At 65.9% G+C, this 16,588-nt stretch carries 17 protein-coding genes; 4 read left to right on the top strand and 13 right to left on the bottom strand.

What is annotated here, in order from left to right; translation table 11 throughout:
* The first annotated feature begins 25 nt into the window (after positions 1–25).
* On the top strand, positions 26–589 hold the full coding sequence (locus ACTIMF_RS03070; protein WP_442348806.1) for a TetR/AcrR family transcriptional regulator: 564 nt from the start codon (positions 26–28) through the stop codon (positions 587–589).
* Between the two features lie 12 nt (positions 590–601).
* Here the strand turns inward: ACTIMF_RS03070 and ACTIMF_RS03075 are convergent, their stop codons facing one another.
* Genes ACTIMF_RS03075 through ACTIMF_RS03085 form a run of 3 tightly spaced genes read right to left on the bottom strand, consistent with a single transcriptional unit; the run spans position 602 to position 2,476 of the window.
* Positions 602–1,258 (bottom strand): TetR/AcrR family transcriptional regulator, encoded by a 657-nt coding sequence (locus ACTIMF_RS03075; RefSeq protein WP_442348807.1) that lies wholly within the window; start codon positions 1,256–1,258, stop codon positions 602–604.
* Positions 1,259–1,292: 34 nt separating this feature from the next.
* A complete protein-coding gene (locus tag ACTIMF_RS03080) occupies positions 1,293–2,078 on the bottom strand; it encodes an SDR family oxidoreductase (protein ID WP_442348808.1) in 786 nt (261 codons plus the stop codon).
* Positions 2,075–2,476 carry a nuclear transport factor 2 family protein gene (locus ACTIMF_RS03085; RefSeq protein ID WP_442348809.1) on the bottom strand — a complete coding sequence of 134 codons (402 nt, stop codon included), beginning with the start codon at positions 2,474–2,476 and terminating at the stop codon, positions 2,075–2,077. Before ACTIMF_RS03085 ends, ACTIMF_RS03080 begins: the two co-directional genes overlap by 4 nt.
* 126 nt (positions 2,477–2,602) lie before the next feature.
* Between ACTIMF_RS03085 and ACTIMF_RS03090 the strand changes: the two genes are divergently transcribed.
* The gene (locus ACTIMF_RS03090) at positions 2,603–3,559 is read left to right on the top strand and encodes an NAD(P)H-dependent flavin oxidoreductase (protein WP_442348810.1); all 957 of its coding nucleotides are present in this window, start codon (positions 2,603–2,605) and stop codon (positions 3,557–3,559) included.
* 81 nt (positions 3,560–3,640) lie between these two features.
* On the opposite strand, the gene ACTIMF_RS03095 is transcribed toward ACTIMF_RS03090, so the two are convergent.
* The 3 genes from ACTIMF_RS03095 to ACTIMF_RS03105 form a co-directional block, all read right to left on the bottom strand.
* Entirely contained in the window at positions 3,641–4,432 is a 792-nt protein-coding gene (locus ACTIMF_RS03095) for an enoyl-CoA hydratase-related protein (protein WP_442348811.1), read from the bottom strand.
* Complete coding sequence (locus ACTIMF_RS03100; protein ID WP_442348812.1) at positions 4,429–5,586, bottom strand: acyl-CoA dehydrogenase family protein; 1,158 nt, start codon at positions 5,584–5,586, stop codon at positions 4,429–4,431. The genes ACTIMF_RS03095 and ACTIMF_RS03100 overlap by 4 nt, the downstream gene beginning before the upstream one ends.
* Before the next feature lie 198 nt (positions 5,587–5,784).
* Positions 5,785–6,993 carry an acetyl-CoA C-acetyltransferase gene (locus tag ACTIMF_RS03105; protein ID WP_442348813.1) on the bottom strand — a complete coding sequence of 403 codons (1,209 nt, stop codon included), beginning with the start codon at positions 6,991–6,993 and terminating at the stop codon, positions 5,785–5,787.
* A 77-nt stretch (positions 6,994–7,070) separates the two neighbouring features.
* Here ACTIMF_RS03105 and ACTIMF_RS03110 point away from each other — a divergent pair, with 77 nt between their 5' ends.
* Positions 7,071–8,255: an acyl-CoA dehydrogenase family protein gene (locus tag ACTIMF_RS03110; RefSeq protein WP_442348814.1), complete on the top strand. Its 1,185-nt coding sequence runs from the start codon at positions 7,071–7,073 to the stop codon at positions 8,253–8,255.
* An 83-nt stretch (positions 8,256–8,338) separates the two neighbouring features.
* Here ACTIMF_RS03110 and rplI read toward each other — a convergent pair whose 3' ends face one another.
* The 4 genes from rplI to rpsF form a co-directional block, all read right to left on the bottom strand.
* Positions 8,339–8,788: a 50S ribosomal protein L9 gene (rplI, locus tag ACTIMF_RS03115; RefSeq protein ID WP_442348815.1), complete on the bottom strand. Its 450-nt coding sequence runs from the start codon at positions 8,786–8,788 to the stop codon at positions 8,339–8,341.
* An 18-nt stretch (positions 8,789–8,806) separates the two neighbouring features.
* Positions 8,807–9,061, bottom strand: coding sequence for a 30S ribosomal protein S18 (gene rpsR, locus ACTIMF_RS03120; RefSeq protein ID WP_442348816.1), 255 nt, complete (start codon positions 9,059–9,061; stop codon positions 8,807–8,809).
* Positions 9,062–9,103: 42 nt separating this feature from the next.
* Positions 9,104–9,667, bottom strand: a complete 564-nt coding sequence (locus tag ACTIMF_RS03125; protein ID WP_442348817.1) for a single-stranded DNA-binding protein — start codon at positions 9,665–9,667, stop codon at positions 9,104–9,106.
* A 133-nt stretch (positions 9,668–9,800) separates the two neighbouring features.
* Complete coding sequence (gene rpsF / locus ACTIMF_RS03130) at positions 9,801–10,082, bottom strand: 30S ribosomal protein S6 (RefSeq protein ID WP_236998199.1); 282 nt, start codon at positions 10,080–10,082, stop codon at positions 9,801–9,803.
* A 139-nt stretch (positions 10,083–10,221) separates the two neighbouring features.
* Here rpsF and ACTIMF_RS03135 point away from each other — a divergent pair, with 139 nt between their 5' ends.
* On the top strand, positions 10,222–12,294 hold the full coding sequence (locus tag ACTIMF_RS03135) for a GNAT family N-acetyltransferase (RefSeq protein ID WP_442348818.1): 2,073 nt from the start codon (positions 10,222–10,224) through the stop codon (positions 12,292–12,294).
* Here the strand turns inward: ACTIMF_RS03135 and ACTIMF_RS03140 are convergent.
* From ACTIMF_RS03140 to ACTIMF_RS03150, 3 genes are all read right to left on the bottom strand, one after another.
* A complete protein-coding gene (locus tag ACTIMF_RS03140) occupies positions 12,248–13,783 on the bottom strand; it encodes a glycosyltransferase family 87 protein (RefSeq protein ID WP_442348819.1) in 1,536 nt (511 codons plus the stop codon). The genes ACTIMF_RS03135 and ACTIMF_RS03140 overlap by 47 nt on opposite strands.
* A complete protein-coding gene (locus ACTIMF_RS03145) occupies positions 13,783–16,008 on the bottom strand; it encodes a transglycosylase domain-containing protein (protein ID WP_442348820.1) in 2,226 nt (741 codons plus the stop codon). Before ACTIMF_RS03145 ends, ACTIMF_RS03140 begins: the two co-directional genes overlap by 1 nt.
* Before the next feature lie 144 nt (positions 16,009–16,152).
* Complete coding sequence (locus ACTIMF_RS03150) at positions 16,153–16,542, bottom strand: DUF5318 family protein (RefSeq protein ID WP_442348821.1); 390 nt, start codon at positions 16,540–16,542, stop codon at positions 16,153–16,155.
* Positions 16,543–16,588: the final 46 nt, after the last annotated feature.

Genomic DNA, 16,588 nt, shown 5'->3' on the forward strand with positions numbered 1-16,588 from the left:
TACATCTTCAGGAGTGCGGAGGATCGTGCACATCGTCGTGAATCGCGCCGACTACTTCAAAGCGGCGCTGGCGGTTCTCAGCACGGACGGTTTCGGCGGCCTCAAGATCACCCGTCTCTGCAAGTCGCTGAAGGTGACGTCGGGATCGTTCTACGGATACTTCGGGAGCCTCGCCGGGTTCGTGGACGAGTTCCTCGAGGACTGGGAGACAACCCAGACCGACCGGATCGCGGCGCTCCTGTCGGCGGAGCCCGATCCTGTCCTCCGGGTCCACGCCCTGAAGGAGATGGCCGCAGACCTTCCCCACGACGCCGAGGCGTCGATTCGCAGCTGGGGCAATGTGAATGAGAAGGTCAAGGCCGTCGTCCGGCGGGTCGACGAGCGACGTCAACAGGTGATCTTCGAGCTCGTCGAACCGATCGTCGGACCCGAGCGGGCACACGCCCTCGCGGTCATCGGTATGACGATGCTCGTCGGGCTCCAGCAGTGGCATCGGCCGGTCGCACGTCCCGACTACGACCTAGTGTTCAACGAGTTCGAAGACCTGATCATCGCATCGGCGTCGACGGGCGTGCGTCTGCCGAAGTGACCGGGGACCAGTTCAGTCGAGAAGCGACTCGAACAGCCACTGCCAGTGTTGCAGGCCGGCATCGGTCGACGAGTCACGATCGTTGAACGAGTACGCCATCCGTGCCCCGCGCATACTTGTGAGCATCAGCTCGCGCGCATGCTGATACCCCGGTAGCGCCGTCATCGTCTGCCCGAACAAGTAGTCGGTCTGAGCTCTCACGAACGCACCCATCTGATGCTCGACCTTCGACAGCGCATCGCGCAGATCACCGCCCGCCGTCCGCGCACCCATCCACAGTTCCATGGACGCCCAGAAGTACGGCTCGCACGTGTTGTCCCACATGGCGGCGACGGCCACCTCGATCCGCTCTCTCGGGTCGGCGGGGAACTCGATGTCGGAGAACAACTGCTGCATCCGTTCCACACCGAGATGGTTGACGGCGCCGCTGAGCAGTTGAGCACGGGACGGGAAGTGGTGCAGGAGTCGTCCTCTAGACACACCTGCCACCTGCTGGATGTGCAGTGTGCTCGCCGCGGAGAACCCCTCCTCGATGAGAACCTTCGCCGCGGCGTCGAGGATCCGCTCCTTGGTGTCGACTGCTCGTGCCTGGACCCGCCTACGCGGTGTCCGCCCGTTTCCGTCGGCACCCGGCCCTGAGCCGGACTGGGCCCCGGTTGGAGTACTCATCATCGCCTACCCTATACGTCCGCATTCTCGGGGTTCACGCCGTGATCGCGGATGCGATTGCTCCGGCACCGCCCAGCGCGAGCCCTCCGTCGACCGATAGGACCTGTCCCGTCACGTAGGACGCAGCGTCCGAGCACAGCCAGTCGATCGCGCGGACCACGTCATCGGTCTCGGCGAACCGGCGGAGCGGAACGGCTTGGGTCCATGCCTTCACCGACGACTCGGTCGGCGCGAGACGTCGCATCCCTTCGGTTCCCGACACCGGTCCAGGAGCGACGGAGTTGACCCGGATACCGTTCGGCCCCCACTCGACGGCGAGCGTGCGGGTGACCTGATCGATACCAGCCTTGGCCGCGTTGACGTGGATCTGTCCGGGAATGGGCAGCCAGGACTGCGCCGCGGTCACGTTGACGATCGCTGCTCCCGGCGTCGAGAGGCGACCCCATGCCGCACGCATGACGTTGAAAGTGCCGACGAGGTCGATGTCCACGACAGTCTCGAACCCCCGTGGACTCAGTTCGGAGGCCGGAGCCGCGAAGTTGCCTGCGGCACCGGACACGAGGACATCGATCGGTCCCCACGCCTGGGCGGCCCGGGCGAACGCATCGTCCACCGCCTGCGCGTCGCGCACGTCTGCGGCGAATCCGATCGCATCTGCACCGGAGTCGGCCAGTGCGTGTACCGCCGCATCCACCTTGTCCTGGGAGCGGCTGAGCACCGCGACTCGGCAGCCGAGTGCGGCGTAGTGCTGGGCGACGGCGAAGTTGATGCCGCTGGTGCCGCCTGCGACGAACACGACACGCGGAACGGCGGTGGTCATCGTGCCTCCTCGGTGAGGGCCGCGCCCATCGCGGCGATCAGGGCGAGGAGGCCCCTGTAAGGACGAACCATGACGGTGAACTCGACGATCCGACCCTCATCGTCCCAACGGATGATGTCGACCCCTTCGAGGGTGAGGTCGTCGACCGTCGCCGTGAACGACAGCACCGCCGATGAATCCGATATCCACTCCTGTCCGTACGCGAGCGACGGCCCGAGCACCGTGAGCGCAGCCCAGAGGTATGCGAGCGTCTTGTCCGCGCCCTCCTGTGGGGCGTGCACGGCGGGAGACCGGAAGACGGCACCGGGCGCGATCAGGCGGGTGAGCCCGTTCCGATCGGGTCGTGCGACGAGTTCATGCCAACGGGCGACAGCGGCGGGCCGAGAGCTTTCTGTCACTAGACATCCTTTCAATACAGTCAATTATGACTGTATTATAAATGCGACCACGACGGAAGGGGCCACTCTTTCGTCTGCCCCTCAAGGAGAACGATGTCGCAGCTACCCGAAATACTCCGCCGACCAATGACAGTTCCGGTGGTCGCCTCACCGATGTTCATCGCGTCGGGGCCGAGCCTTGTCACCGCACAGTGTCAGGCGGGGGTCATCGGCTCGTTCCCCGCACTCAACGCTCGCCCGACCGCACAGCTCTCCGACTGGCTCAGCGAGATCACCGAGTCGAACACCGCGTACGCCGCGGCCCACCCGGAAGTCTCCATAGCTCCGTTCGCCGTAAACCAGATCGTCCACAAGTCCAACGACCGCTTGGACGCCGATATGGAGGTCATCGTCGAACACCGTGTTCCGATCGTCATCACCTCGCTCGGGGCACGCCCGGAGATCAACGAGGCCGTTCACTCGCACGGCGGAATCGTCCTGCACGACGTCGTCAACGATGTGCACGCGCACAAGGCCATCGACAAGGGGGCGGATGGACTGATCGCCGTCGCCGCCGGGGCAGGCGGTCACGCGGGAACGCTGTCCCCGTTCGCCCTCGTCCAGGAGATCCGCCGCTGGTTCGACGGCCCGCTCCTGCTGTCCGGGTCAATCGCACACGGCCGGTCCGTCCTCGCCGCGCTGGCCGCGGGTGCCGATTTCGCCTACGTCGGCTCCGCCTTCCTGTCGACCGAGGAGGCGAACGTCGACGACGACTACAAGCAGATGATCGTCGATTCGACGGCCAACGACATCGTCTACAGCAATCTCTTCACCGGAGTGCACGGCAACTACCTTCGCGGCAGCATTGACGCGGCGGGCCTGGACCCGGACAACCTACCGACGTCGGACCCGACGACCATGGACTTCGCATCCGACACCCTCGGGGAGACGAAGGCGTGGCGCGATATCTGGGGCTCGGGCCAGGGCATCGGCGCGGTCACCGAGCGCGGGACCGTCGCACAACTCGTGTCGCGGCTCGCCGCAGAGTTCGACACCGCTTCGCGCGAGCTGGTCGCGCAGGTCACGGCGTCTGCCGGTGCCTGAGCGACGACGAGACGAGCGCCGCCGGAGTCCGGTCGGAACTTCGGCGGCGCCGCGCCGCATTGCATCAGACTCGGCTTTGCGTCAGGCTCCGGTGAACACGACTCGCTCACGCGTGCGGAACGCGGCGACGGCGGAAGCGAAGTCGCGTGATCCGAGAAGCGTCCGCTGCTCGCGCCGCTCCCGCTCCAGCGCCTCGGGCAGGTCGGCGAGCGCGCAGGCGTCGATACCGCGCTTTATCGCTGCGAACGCAGCCGTCGGACCGGCCGCCAGACGCTCGATTAACGCGGTCGACTCAGCGTCAAAATCGTCTGCAGGCCACACCCGCGCGACTAAACCGGCCCGCAGCGCCTCGGCAGCGTCAATCTCATCGTCGAGAATCGCGACCGCTAGCGCCCGATTACGTCCGAGCGCAGCTGCGAGGTATGCAGTCCCTCCACCGTCCGGCATCAGGCCGATGCCCGCGAATGCGGTTTTCAGCCGCGCTGCGTCACTGGCAACGGCGAGGTCGGCGCCAAGAACGAAGGAACTCCCCACGCCAGCGGCGACACCGTTTACGAGCGCGACGACGAGCGGACGGGCGGTCCGCATCGCCAACGTGAAACGGTTCACCGCGTCCACCAGCCCGACGGGCACCGGCTCCCCCTGCCGGTAGTTCGCCGGATCGATTCCGTCCGCGAGGTCGGCACCTGCGCAGAACGCCGATCCAGCACCCGTGAGCGTGATGAGCCGGACCGTCGGGTCGGTGTCGGCGGCCTCGAGCGCTGTAGTCGCGGACTCGACGACCTCGAGCGTCAGCGCGTTGAACCGGCTCGGACGATTGAAGACTATGGATACGACGGCGCCGTCGCGGCGCACCAGGAGGTCGTCATTCACCGTTCTCCCATCACTTCCCGGCCGATGAGCTCTCGCATGATCTCGCTGGTCCCGCCGTAGATGCGCTGCACGCGACCGTCGACGAACGCCCGCGTGATCGGATACTCGAGCATGTATCCGTACCCGCCGTGGAGTTGGACGCAGGCGTCGAGCGTGCGCGACTGCGCCTCACTGGCCCATAGCTTGGCTGTCGCTGCGTCGGTCGCGGTCAGCTCGGCTGAGTTCCACAGTCCGATGGCGCGGTCGACGAACGCCTGAGTCGCCGCGACCTCCGTAGCGAGGTCGGCAAGACGGAATCGTGTGGCTTGGAAGTCGCCGATGCGTTTGCCGAACGCGACACGGTCGGTCACGTGGGCGACCGTCCACCCGAACGCCGCCTCCATGCTGGCCAACGCACCGCCCGCGATCGACAGGCGTTCCAACGGCAGATGCTCCATCATCGCCTTGAAGCCCAAGCCGATCTCTCCTAGAACGTCCGAATCCGGGACGAACACGTCGTCGAAGAACAGTTCGGCTGTGTCCTGCGCAGGCAGGCCCATCTTGGCGAGTTTGCGACCCCGGGTGAAACCCTCGGCACCGTCGGTCACGACGAAGAGACTGAAGTCCCGCGCACCGTTACCGTCCCCGGTCTTGGCGACGACCACGACCAGATCGGCCTGGTAGCCGCTTGTGATGAACGTCTTAACACCGTTGATCCGCCAGCCGCCGTCGACTTTCGTCGCGGTCGTCTTGATTCCACGCAGGTCGCTGCCGGTGCCTGGCTCGGTCATCGCGATCGCGGGGATGATCGCACCGGCTGCGATGCCCGGGAGCCACCGTCTCCGCTGCTCGTGGTCACCGAGGTCGACGAAGTACGGACCGACGATGTCGTCGTGCAGCGCCCAACTCGCCGACAGAGAGCCGGCTCCGGCCTTGTTCAGTTCTTCGGTGACGACCTGACGGAAACGGTAGTCGCGAGCTTGGCCCGCGCCACCGAACTCCTCCGGGATGCTCAGACCTATGACGCCCTGTTCTCCCGCCTTGACCCACACGTCACGGTCGATGATCCGCTCCTCGTCCCAGCGCTCACGATTCGGTTCGACATAGCGCTTGACGAACTCTGCGACGGACAGTCTGAAGTAGTCGTGATCGTCCGCGTAGAAGGTGCGTTTCATGGTCGAGCGTTCCTTTCACTTGTCAAGCCCCGGTCCGATGACGCGTAGAACTCGTGGCGACCACAATACAGTCAATGCTGACTGTTGTATAGCGAAAGGCGTCCCGCAGTGCCTGCGCGACCGACTAACGCTCCTTTCCCATGCCGCGTCTGTGCACACAACGGTCCATCACCGAATAGGCAAGCGAATGGAGCGGCATCACACCCGCTCGAGCACGGCCGCCAAACCCTGCCCACCGCCGATGCACATCGTCTCCAACGCGTACCTGCCCTGTCGGCGATCGAGCTCGCGCAGCATCGTCGCGAGAATCCGGACACCCGTCGCACCGACCGGATGGCCGAGTGAGATCCCGGACCCGTTGACGTTGATCCGCTCGTGGTCGGCCGTGCCGAGTCCCAGTGCGCTGGTACACGCGAGGACCTGCGCGGCAAACGCCTCGTTCAACTCGATCAGATCCATGTCGGCCATCGTCAGCCCGGCACGCTGCAAAGCCAGGGTGGATGACGGCACCGGCCCGATCCCCATCCGGGACGGTTCCACACCCGCCACCGCCCACGTCACCAGGCGGGCGAGCGGCCGGAGCCCGAGACGCTCGGCCTCGTCGGGAGTGGCGACGATGCATGCGGCCGCACCGTCGTTCTGGCCGCTCGAGTTGCCCGCCGTGACCGTCGCATCCGGGTCGACCTTCTGCCGGACCGGCCGCAGCGCCGCCAACGCCTCCGACGAGACATCCGGCCGCGGATGCTCGTCGCGGTCGTGGACGACCTCCCCCTTACGCGAGGAGAGGGTCACGGGCACGATCTCGTCGTCGAATCGGCCGTCCCGCTGGGCGGCGACCGCGCGCAGATGCGAATCGAGGGCGAGCCGGTCCTGTGCCTGCCTGCTGATCGCATACTCGGCGCGAAGGTTCTCGGCCGTCTCGAGCATCCCACCGTCGACCGGATGCAGACGTCCGCCTGCGGTCACCCTGCCACGTCCGATGCGATCCATCAGCTTCGCATCGGCGCCCCGAAGGCCGAACCGCAGGCCGAGCGCGTAATGCTCGGCCTGGCTCATGCTGTCGGCTCCGCCCGCGACGACCAAGTCGGCGACTCCGGTCTGCACGCGCATCGCCGCGTCGATCACGGCTTGAAGGCCCGATCCGCACCGCCGGTCGACCTGCATGCCGGGCACCCGTACGTCGAGACCGGCGTCGAGAAGCGCGACACGGCCGATGGCCGGAGCTTCGCCGTTGGGATAGCACTGCCCGAAGACGACGTCGTCGATGTCCCGACCGTCGATACCGGTCCGCTCCACCAAGGCCTTCACCACCGTCGCTGCGAGTTCGGCGGCGGGGACGGATGCGAACATCCCGCCGTAGCCCCCGACCGGGGTTCGGATGGGTTCACAGATCACCGCGTCGCGCATACTCGATTTCCTCTCTCGGCAGACACCCGTCCGCCTCCGACGATAGGTTGGCGTATGCATGTGTCTGGAAGGAACCGATGAACCGACTCTGCGCCACAGACGATCTCACCGACGTCCAGCGGGACATCCTCGCGACCGTCCGGACATTCGTGGACGAGAAGATCGTTCCGGTCGCGACGGCCCTCGAGCACGCCGACGAGTATCCGACCCAGATAGTCGAACAGATGAAACAGTTGGGTCTGTTCGGTCTGACGATCGACGAGTCGTACGGCGGGATCGGCGAATCCCTCCTGACGTATGCCCTTGTCGTCGAAGAGATCTCACGCGGTTGGATGAGTGTCAGCGGTATTCTCAACACCCATTTCATCGTCGCGTATCTGATTACGCAGCACGGCACCGACGAGCAGAAGGCGACGTACCTGCCGCGGCTCGCGACCGGCGAACTCACCGGCGCGTTCTCCATGTCCGAGCCGGCGCTCGGCTCCGACGTCGCCGCCATCACCACGACGGCGACCCCGACCGGCGACGGCGACTACTCGATCACCGGGCAGAAGATGTGGCTCACCAACGGCGGCACGTCGAGCCTCGTCGCCGTCCTCGTCCGCAGCCCGGAGGGCAGCGACCGTCCACACCGCAACCTGACGACGTTCCTTCTGGAGAAGACGCCCGGTTTCGGCGACGTCGCACCGGGCCTCCAGATCCCGGGAAAGATCGAGAAGATGGGGTACAAGGGTGTGGACACCACCGAACTCCTCTTCGACGGATACCGGATCGGGGCTGACGAGATCCTCGGCGGCACACCGGGTCGTGGCTTCTACCAGATGATGGACGGCGTCGAGGTGGGCCGTGTGAACGTCGCCGCGCGCGCCGTCGGCGTCGCTCATCGTGCATTCGAACTCGGCACGTCGTATGCCAAAGCGCGCGAGACGTTCGGCAAGCCGATCGCCCAACACCAGGCCGTCCTGTTCCGAATCGCGGAGATGGGCACGAAAGTCGAAGCCGCACACCAGATGGTCGTTCGTGCGGCACGCGTGAAGGATGCCGGCGAGCGCAACGATCTCGAAGCGGGCATGGCGAAATACTTGGCCTCCGAGTACTGCCGCGACGTCGTCGAAGACTCGTTCCGCATTCACGGCGGTTACGGCTACGCGAAAGAGTACGAGATCGAACGCCTGTACCGGGAGGCTCCGATGCTGTTGATCGGCGAAGGCACCGCCGACATCCAACGGATGATCATCGGGCGTCGATTGTTGGAGGACTGACCCTCCGCGTACCAGCGACGTCCCGACCGACGACGAGAGGCCGGTTCCCCTGCGGGAACCGGCCTCTCGAGTCTATCGGTGCGTCAGGCGACGACCGTCAGGTTGAACTTCGCTTCGACCTTCGGGTGCAGCTTGACGACCACCGGGTAGGAGCCGACGGTCTTGATGTGTCCCTTGGGCAGCGACACGTTGCGCTTGTCGACGACAGGGCCGCCGGCGGTGCGGATCGCTCCGGCGACGTCGCCTGCCGAGACCGAGCCGAACAGCTTGCCCGAGTCGTGGGTCTTGACGGTCAGTGCGACCGACTCGAGGCCCTCGAGCGCCTGCTTGATCTCGTTGGCGTGGTCCAGGTCGCGCACCGAGCGCGCTTCCTGGGCGCGGCGGATGCCTTCGACCTGCTTCTCGGCGCCACGGGTGGCGACGATGGCCAGGTTGCGCGGCAGCAGGTAGTTGCGGCCGTAACCGTCACGGACCTCGACGAGGTCCCCGGCTTCGCCGAGGTTCTCGACTGCGGCAGTCAGGATCAGCTTCATATCAGTTGTCCTTCCCGCTCAGCGTCCGGTCGAGGTGAAGGGCAGGAGAGCCACTTCACGCGAGTTTTTGACGGCCACCGCGATGTCACGCTGGTGCTGAACGCAGTTGCCGGTAACGCGACGCGAACGGATCTTGCCGCGGTCCGACAGGAAGCGACGCAGGAGCGCCGTGTCCTTGTAATCGATATCGGTCTTCTTGTCCTTGCAGAAGGTGCAGGCCTTGGCCTTGGTGACCTTCTCTACGCGGACCTTGCGGCCCTTTTGCTTTGCCATGTGATGCTCCAGTCGAGTGCCTCCGGGCTGGCGGGCCCGGAATCAGAAAGGTGGTTCGTCGTCCCCACCGGTGAATCCCCCGCCGCCGGCAGCTGGTGCGCTGCCCCACGGGTCGTCCGCCGGCTGGCTCGATGCGGGAGGACGGCCGCCTCCGGAGTTGTTTCCGCCTCCGTAGCCGCCACCGGAGTTGTTTCCGCCTCCGTAGCCTCCGCCCGAGTTCCCTCCGCCGCTGAATCCGCCGCCGCGCGGGGTCTTGGTGACCTGCGCGGTTGCGTAGCGTACTGAGGGACCGATCTCGTCCACTTCGAGCTCAACGACGGTGCGACGCTCCCCTTCACGGGTTTCGAACGACCGCTGCTTGAGCTTGCCCTGCGCGATGACTCGGGTGCCCTTCTTGAGTGACTCGGTCACGTTCTCCGCAGCGTCACGCCAGATGCTGCAGCGGAGGAACAGCGCTTCGCCGTCCTTCCACTCGTTGGTCTGGCGATCGAAAGTGCGCGGAGTGGATGCCACGGTGAAGTTGGCGACCGGTGCTCCGGACGGCGTGAAACGCAGTTCCGGATCAGCGGTCAGGTTTCCGACAACCGTGATGACCGTGTCAGTCATGAGACTCCCCTAAGTCGATGTGGAACGCCGTGCGGCGAACCTGAAGGATGGTTACGCACCACCCTAGAGGTGACCGCCGACAATGTCAGGGACGAATTCCACAAGTTCGTGCAGGTGTGGACGCGCCCGGCGCTTACTTGCGCAGGACCTTGGTGCGCAGAACCGACTCGTTCAGCTTCAGCTGACGATCGAGTTCGTTGACCGTGTCCGGGGTCGCGTTCAGATCGATGACGGCGTAGATGCCTTCGTTGTTCTTGGCGATCTCGTAAGCAAGACGGCGCTTGCCCCAGATATCGACATTGTCCACACTGCCGCCGTCCTTACGGACGACATTGAGGAACGTATCCAGTGAAGGGGCGACGGTACGCTCGTCCAGACTCGGATCGAGGATGACCATCAGTTCGTAGTGACGCATGAAACCACATCACCTCCCATGGGCTAGGTCGGCCGCGGACTGTCCGCGGCAGGAGGGTCGCCTGCGTCGGCAACCGTTCTAGGCTACATGAGCGGTCCGTGACCAGCGAAATCGCGGACCCTTCACTACGATGTCCCCCATGCCACGAGACTTGTCGACGGCACCGTCGGGCCCACTTCGTTTCGGTGAGCGGGTGCTCGTCCTGACCGTCTCCCTGCTGGCCACCGTGGTGACCGTCTTCTGGGGGTTCCGCGCCAAGTTCGTTTGCGGCGGAGCCCCTTTCGACGATGCCGGTCGCAGCGAGGGCTTCCCCAGCGGGCCGCGAGGAACTCTCATCCCCTGCTATTCGGACGTGATGGAGCTGTGGAGCACACGCGGCCTCGGCGAGCATCTGATGCCGTATGTGCACGGCGGGATCGACGCGCAGGGCCAGTTGTTCGGCGGCGTCGTCGAGTACCCGGTCCTGTCCGGGCTGCTCATGTGGCTGAGCGCGGGCGGAACGCACACGGACGTGGACTTCTTCGTCCACAGCGCGCTGGTCCTTGCGCCGTTCGCGTTCGCGACGACGATCCTGCTCGCCCTGATGACGCGCTGGTGGGTGCTCCTGTGGGCGGCCACCCCGCCGCTCGTGCTGTACGCGTTCCACAACTGGGAACTGCCGGTCGTGTTCACTTCGGTCGCGGCGATCGCGATCATGGCGTACGGAGCCAGCGTGAGCCCGACGACCGGACTGCGGCGAATGCCGGTGCGCACCACCGCCGTCGCGGCGACGGTGATGCTCGGCATCGGATTCTCGTTGAAGATCTATCCCGGACTGTTCGTGCTGCCGATCGCGATATACGTGCTCACCGCCCGGGGGCGTCGCGCCCGGGACTGGGCAGGCGCCGCGTGGGTCGTCGTGACCGCGGTGGTCACGGTCGCCGTGACCCAACTCCCGTTCATGATCGCGGGATTCGACGGGTGGAAGGCCGCGCTCGACTTCCAAGGGCAGCGTCGCGCCGACATCACCACGAACAGCATCTGGTACTGGGGCGTCCGCTACCTGGTCGGGGACGAGACCCCCGCCTATGACACGGTCGTCGAGATCGCGTCGCCCGTGGCGATCGCGCTCGGCATCGCCGCGGTCGTGGCGATCGGCTGGCGGATCCTGCGCCGGGACGGCGTCTATCCGTGGCTTCCCGTGGCCGCCGCGATGCTCGCCGTCTTCATGCTCTTCCACAAGGTTCACTCACCGCAGTACACGCTGTGGATCCTGCCGTTCTTCGCGTTGCTCCGCGTCCCCTGGCCGCTGATCGCGTCGTATCTGGTCGCGGACGTCGCACTCGACGTGTCGGTGTTCCGGATGCTCGGGATGTCGCCGCACGACGAGTCGTCTGCACCGCAGTGGGCAACCGGGGCGGTCATCGTCAGCACGTGGGCACAGGCCCTGCTCCTGGCCGTGCTGATCGTGTGGTTCGCGCGCGCACAGGTCCGCGAACCGCTCGCGTCGTACTTGGCGAGCAGGACACCCCGCCCGGGTCCGCTGACTCGGCTGGCGGCCGCCGACGGGAGCGACGCCCGGACGTGGCTCGGTACCCCGACCTGCACGCGTGGCGACGTCACGCTGCGTCCGATCACAGCGTCCGACGCTCCGGCACTCGCCCGCCTCGTCGACGACGCCGACCTGCCCCTCTACCGGTGGACCGGGCCGATTCCCCGCACTGACGACGCGGCCGCGGCCTGGATAGACGACGCGACGACGACACCCTCACGCGTCGCGTTCGCCGTACTGCATGAGGGGCGTCTCGTCGGTACCACGAGCTTCTACGACGTCGACGTCGCCAATAGGAGTCTGGCGATCGGCTACACGTTCTACGGCGCCGCCGCGATGGGCACCGCGGTGAACCCGACCGCCAAGCTGCTCCTGCTCGACCACGCATTCGCCGAGTCCGGCGCGGCCCGCGTCGTGTGGCACACCCATGAGGCCAACGCCCGTTCGCGGGCGGCGATCGCCAAGCTGGGAGCCGAGTTCGAGGGCCTCCTCCGCAAGCATCGACGGTTCCGCAGCCCCAGCAACCCGGAGTCGGCTCCCACCGGCTGGCGTACCACGGCACAGTTCGCGATGACCGACGACGACTGGCCCGCCAACAGGGAGGCCCTCGTCGCCCGGATCACGGCCGCGTCGATCAGCCGACCGGAGAGCGCAACAGATGCTCGGCCGGTGCAGGCCTGACCAGGACGGGTTTCACCATCTCCCACACAACGTACGCGCACAAGCCGACCACGATCAGCCACCGCGCGGCCGACACGACATAGAAGAACTCGACGGGCAGCCATTTGCGGTCGGGGTCGAGGAACAAGGCCATTCGCGGGATCCACAGCAGGGCGTCGAACGTCATCCACGCCAGGAGGATCCGCGGATGCGGTATCGCGAGGACGGCTAGTGGGACCAGCCACAGCGAGGTCTCGGGCCGCCATTGGTTGCCGATCAACAGATAGCCAGCGACGAGCAGGAACATCAGCGCGGCCACCTTGGGCTCGCGCGGGGACCGCATCGCCGCGTATGTGACACCCGCGACGACGGCGAGCATGAGCACGATCACGAGGCCGGTCACCAGCACCGTCGGCGGCGCCCAGCCCGTCATCTGGGTGATCAGTCGGTAGACGGTGTCCGGGCCCGGTGCGGTGTCTCGCCAGGTGGTGAACGTCGCGCTCCAGCCCGACGGATAGAGCACGGCGATCGGGACATTGACGACGGCCCACGTGGCGACCGCTGCCGCGTCGACGATGAGCGAGTCGCGAATCCGTCTCTGCCGCACACACAACAGACCGATCGCGACGAGCAACAGCACGGGATAGAACGCGGTGGCCGCGCCCAACCCGATGAACAGGCCGGCGAGTTTGAATCGCTCGCGCGACCACGCGAGCATGGCGAGCGCCGTGAACATGACGGGCAGCACTTCGAACGCGGTGAACACATGCACGAGGGCGAGCGGTGAGACGACGATGACGGCGACGATCCACGGGTCGCGCCGACGCGTCCGCATCGTCGCCCAGATCGCGAGGAGCCAACCGAGCGCCAACAGCACCGCCGCGATGTTGAAGTAGTTGACGACGTCGAGTGCCCTCGGCAGGCCGATGGCATCGGTGAGGTTGCCCCACCCGCGTGCCGCCTGCGCGACGACGTACATGAACGCCCCGGTGACGACGGGTTCGGAGAGGTACTGATGCTCGCCGTCGACATCCCAGAACGTCCGGTAGGGAGCCGCGCCCCCGGCGAGATCGTCCGGTGTCAGCCGGTTCTCGGAGAATCCAGCGACGATGTTCGAATAGCACAACCCGTAGAACTGGCGCTGATCGTCCCAGTCGAGACGGCTCTGTCCCGGCTGGCCGTCGACGGTCGTCTGCTGGATGCAGCCCGCTTTGCCGAACCAGCCGAGAGCCAGGACGGCCAAAGCGATCAGGAACACCACGCGCAACGGAGTCCAGTGACGGCTGCGGCCCACGGCCGCGTGCACGCCTACCGGACCACCGATCGACGTGCTGAGTTGCCCGACCATCGGCTCGGTCCACGACGGCAGCATCCGGTCCGTCGCCAGACGGCGGTCCTCAGACAGCGGCGCAGGCGAATCGAAGTCGCCGGGACCGACGCGCGCAGGGGAGCCGCGCCCGGCCGACGATGTCGGCTCGGGCTCACTCGACGACGACGCGGCGGAGTCCACTACCGCGTCGTCGTGGCAGCGCCCGCGGAGTCGCCGTCATCGGCGCCTTGGCCACCGAACTCGGGTTCCTGCGTTGTTCCGCCGCCACCGCCGGAGTCGTCGTCACCGCCTCCGCCGCCGTTCTCGCCACTACCGAAAGGGATGGTCACACCCGGGGCGATCGTGATGTCACCGTCCTCGCCCTGGCCGGGGACGCGCGGACGGCTATTGTTCCGCGGCCGCGTAGTCGGGCCTTCGGTCTCGGTCGGGGTGTACGTCTCCGGCGGCGGCTCGTACGGCACGCCTGCCTGGCCACCGACGGATTCGGGGTCCGGGAACTGCTCGATCGGATCGCCCGCGAGCGCGGCGTCCATCTGCGCCTTCCAGATCTGCGCGGGCAGGCCGCTGCCGTAGATCGTCGCGCCGGAGTAGCTCCGAAGGGCGGTGCCTTTGTTGGTGCCGACCCAGACAGCAGTAGACAGTTGCGGCGTGTAACCGACCATCCAGGCGTCCTTGTTCTCGCCGCTCTCGCCGAGCTGCGCCGTACCGGTCTTCGCCGCCGACGGGCGAGCGCCCAACGACGGGTCCGACAGGCTGTTGCCGTTCGAGTAGGCCGCAATCGGCTCCATCGCCGAAGTCACATTGTCGGCGACTGCCTTCGACAGGACGCGCTTGCCCTTGTTCTTCTCGCGGTCGAACAGGACTTCGCCGGTCGACGTCTCGACCTTCTGCACAAAGTAGGGCTCGCGATAGATACCCGACGCGGCAAGCGTCGCATAGGCGGACGCCATGTCGATGACGCGGCTCGGGTACTGGCCGAGGACCACACCGCCTTCGGGCCGGCCGTCCTTCTCCGCGAGAGTCTTCTCGATGTTGCCGAAGCTCTCGGCGATGCCGAGACTGTGCGCGGTGTCGGCGACAGCCTGAGCACCGCCCTTGAGGTCCATCATCAACCGGTAGTAGACGGTGTTGAGCGACATCTTCAACGCAGTCGCAAGGTTGCACGTACCGCAGCTCTCACCGTCCGAGTTATTGATCGTGAGGCCGTTCGGTCCCTCGTACGGCGCAGACGAGTACTGCTGCGAGAGCGGGATGTCCTGCTCAAGGGCGGCGACGAGCGCGAACACCTTGAACACCGAACCGGTCTGCAGACCGGCCGACGCGTAATCCCAGCCATTACCGTTCGTGCCGCCGAAGTAGCCTTCGACGCCGCCAGTCGCCGGGTCGATCGAGACAGATGCGGTACGCAGATCCTCCGGTTCGCCGGACAGCTTGGCCTTGGCCTGGTTGACAAGAGCGTTCTGCACCTTGGGCCGCAGCGAGGTCGTGACCTTGAGACCGCCGGTGCGGACGTCCTGCTCGCTGATACCGAGTTTGTCTAGCTCGGCGAGCACTTGCTGCTTGATGTGACCGCTCGGACCGTCCTTGGTACTGGTCGGACTGTCCTTGACGGCGCCGACCTTCGGGAACTTCTGACGGTCGCGGTCGACCTTGGGCAGGAATCCGATGTCCTGCATACCGTCGAGCACATAGTTCCACCGACTGGTCGCCGTCTCTGGGTCGACGGCCGGATCGTAAATCGACGGACCACGGATCACGGCTGCTAGAAGCGCAGCCTCGCTCGTCGTCAGCTTCTTCAAGTCGTGACCGAAGTAGGCCCTCGAGGCCGCGGCGACACCGTATGCACCGCGTCCGAAGTAGATCGTGTTGAGGTAGGCGGCCATGATGTCTTCTTTGGGCCACTGGCGCGACATCTTGGTCGCGACCGCGAGTTCCTTGAACTTGCGCTTGTAGCTGACTTCGTCGCCGACGATCGCGTTCTTCACATACTGCTGGGTGATGGTCGAGCCGCCACCTGCGTCGTTGCCGTTGAGTTTACCGAGCGCGGCACGGGAGAAACCGGTCAGCGAGAATCCGACGTTGTCGTCGAAGTCACGGTCCTCCGCCGCCTTCACGGCAGCGACCATCGACGGTGGGATGTCCTCGTACTTGACGTCGGTACGGTTGCCTTCCTCCGGAACGATCCGAGCGATTGTCCCGCCGTTGGCATACGTGATGGTGGCGACCTGGTTCTGCTTGATGTCGCCCGGTGCGGGGACGTCGACGGTCACGTAGGTGAACACGAACATGATCACACCGAGAATGGCCACCACCGGCACCACGCCGGCTGCCAGACCGAGGACCCATGCCACCGCTTTCGCAGTTGTCCGTCTTCCTTCGGAGTTGTCACCAGCCTCGCTGGTCATCGCTCACCTACTTCTCTTGCACTCGTCAGCCCGTGTAGAACTGTCTTCACAACTTTGACGCACAGCAGCGCTGCTGCCAACTCTGCACGGCACCGACCGGGTCACACGGAGACCGTTCCTACCGTCTGTATCGCTCTTCGCCGACTATTTCGCTACCCGTCGCCGCTTCGTTGCGGGTCGAGGCACACCGGCAACGTACGACTGGATCAGATAGTTCCAGTGGCACGTCCGGCACACTTCGACGACATGCACGGTGAACTCGGGAGACGACGCCGCGAGTGCCGCTATCTCCGATTCACTGCGGGCGGTACCAGCCGGCGCTCCACCGGTTCCGCCGAACACCCACGACACCAACGTGACCTGCTCCTTGCGGCACACCGGGCACGTCCGCTCGGTGCTCCTGCCGTGGAATTTCGCAGCTCGAAGCAGGTACGGGTCGCCGTCGCAGACTTCTGACAGCGCCATCTGGCCCGCTCGTAGGCGGGCCAGGACGCTACGCCGCGCGAGGGCGTAGTCGACGAGTTGGCGCTGCACGGCTCCCAGCGTAGACGCGCAGCGTCCGCGAATGCCGCTGTGATGG

This window comes from Gordonia sp. (in: high G+C Gram-positive bacteria) (assembly GCF_052106715.1).
In the GTDB taxonomy this organism is placed as follows: Bacteria; Actinomycetota; Actinomycetes; order Mycobacteriales; family Mycobacteriaceae; genus Gordonia.

Coding starts and splice junctions, on each gene's coding strand:
- ACTIMF_RS03135 (WP_442348818.1), top strand. CDS start 10,222: ATGCCACGAGACTTGTCGACGGCACCGTCGGGCCCACTTCGTTTCGGT.
- rpsF (WP_236998199.1), bottom strand. CDS start 10,082: ATGCGTCACTACGAACTGATGGTCATCCTCGATCCGAGTCTGGACGAG.
- ACTIMF_RS03075 (WP_442348807.1), bottom strand. CDS start 1,258: ATGAGTACTCCAACCGGGGCCCAGTCCGGCTCAGGGCCGGGTGCCGAC.
- ACTIMF_RS03125 (WP_442348817.1), bottom strand. CDS start 9,667: ATGACTGACACGGTCATCACGGTTGTCGGAAACCTGACCGCTGATCCG.
- ACTIMF_RS03110 (WP_442348814.1), top strand. CDS start 7,071: ATGAACCGACTCTGCGCCACAGACGATCTCACCGACGTCCAGCGGGAC.
- ACTIMF_RS03090 (WP_442348810.1), top strand. CDS start 2,603: ATGACAGTTCCGGTGGTCGCCTCACCGATGTTCATCGCGTCGGGGCCG.
- ACTIMF_RS03105 (WP_442348813.1), bottom strand. CDS start 6,993: ATGCGCGACGCGGTGATCTGTGAACCCATCCGAACCCCGGTCGGGGGC.
- ACTIMF_RS03080 (WP_442348808.1), bottom strand. CDS start 2,078: ATGACCACCGCCGTTCCGCGTGTCGTGTTCGTCGCAGGCGGCACCAGC.
- rpsR (WP_442348816.1), bottom strand. CDS start 9,061: ATGGCAAAGCAAAAGGGCCGCAAGGTCCGCGTAGAGAAGGTCACCAAG.
- ACTIMF_RS03145 (WP_442348820.1), bottom strand. CDS start 16,008: ATGACCAGCGAGGCTGGTGACAACTCCGAAGGAAGACGGACAACTGCG.
- ACTIMF_RS03100 (WP_442348812.1), bottom strand. CDS start 5,586: ATGAAACGCACCTTCTACGCGGACGATCACGACTACTTCAGACTGTCC.
- rplI (WP_442348815.1), bottom strand. CDS start 8,788: ATGAAGCTGATCCTGACTGCCGCAGTCGAGAACCTCGGCGAAGCCGGG.